Annotated in this window: 1 protein-coding gene; it reads left to right on the forward strand. The window is 70.8% G+C overall.

The window, feature by feature from the left end:
• A partial coding sequence (locus tag ACXJ3V_RS20235) for a hypothetical protein (RefSeq protein WP_457102151.1) occupies positions 1–699 on the forward strand: 699 nt, incomplete at both ends.

Consider the following 699-nt stretch of genomic DNA (forward strand, 5'->3'; position numbering starts at 1 on the left):
GTGCTGGAATGGCTGGCGCAGCTTCCCGTCGACGAACTGGACCGGCGGCCTCGGTTGCTGTTGGCCGGCGCCTGGACGCTGGCGGTCAGCGAACGCCACGAGGAAGCCGGGCGCCTGGTGGCACGCATCCTGGCGCAGCCCCAGGTCAGCGAAGAACTTCGCTGCGAATGCGCCTTGATCCTCGGCGGCGCGGCGGTGTTCGCGGACGACCCGGACCGCTTCGCGGAACTTCATGATCCGTGGGCCCAGGCCGCACCGCTGCGCGATCCGATGCTCCTGCAGGTCCATGCCAACCGCACGGCGTACCGGGCCCTGCTCGAAGGGGAGCCGGCGCTGGCGCGCCTGCGCGAGCAACAGGCGCCCCGCGGGGATTTCGGCCGTGACGTCGGCTACACCCGGCGCTGGGGCGAGTTCATCGTCGCGCTCAGCTATCTGTGGGAAGGTCAGGCCCTGCTCGCCGACAGCCTCTTGCGGCCGGCCGTGGCGAGCGCGGAGGCCGACCTGGGGCGGCGAAACGGATTCAGCTGCATGCTGGCGGCGCTGCTCGCCGCGACCGCCTGGGAATGCGATCGTCCCGACGATTCGACGGCGCTGCTGGCCGATCGGCTCGACATTCTCGAGCACAGCGGCGTGCCGGAATCCCTGTTGCTCGCCTATCGGACGATGGCGCGGATCGCTGCCGCCCAGGGTGCCGAGAAC

The sequence above is a fragment of the Microbacterium sp. P5_E9 genome (assembly GCF_054049175.1).